The sequence below is a fragment of the Kocuria sp. CPCC 205263 genome, assembly GCF_040981075.1.
Lineage (GTDB): Bacteria > Actinomycetota > Actinomycetes > Actinomycetales > Micrococcaceae > Kocuria > Kocuria rosea.
Genome location: NZ_JAVKPV010000082.1, coordinates 1 through 527 on the forward strand (window position 1 = coordinate 1; position 527 = coordinate 527).

General features: G+C 76.1%; 1 protein-coding gene. It reads right to left on the reverse strand.

The features are described from left to right. On the reverse strand, positions 1 to 328 hold a 328-nt coding region (locus RF647_RS19250), incomplete at its 3' end, for an FAD-binding protein (protein WP_368813134.1). Positions 329 to 527: the final 199 nt, after the last annotated feature.

Below are 527 nucleotides of genomic sequence, written 5' to 3' on the forward strand. Positions count from 1 at the left end.
GATCGACGACGACGCCCCGCAGCCGCCCGAGGTCCAGCACCAGACCGCCCTCGACCGTGCCGTGGCCCGCCACGCCGTGCCCGCCGCCCCGCACCGCCAGCGGCAGCCGCGTGCGGTGGGCCGCGGCCAGGGCCCGGTCGATGTCATCGAGGTCGCCGGCCCGCACGACAGCGCGGGGACGCGCGTCGATCAGGCCGTTCCAGACGCGGCGGGCCCTGTCGTAGTCGGGGTCCCCCGGCTCGACCAGCCCCCCGGTGAGACGGTCCTGGAGTTCCTGGAGCGCCCTGGTCGTCCCGTTGCCCGGCGCACCGTGGTCGGTGGTGCTCATGGCTCCCGCTCCTGCGCGAAAGAAATCGTCAGCCCGGTGGCAAATTCTAGTCCGCCGCACGCCGGACTCGGCAGGTGCCCTCGTCACGCCTGCATAACTCCGCGCAGGACGTCAGGGACGGACGGTCCCGCCCGCTCCGGCGGCCGCCGTGGGCGGGACGGCCGGGTCGGTGGCCTCGGCCGGGTCCGTGGCCGGCGCG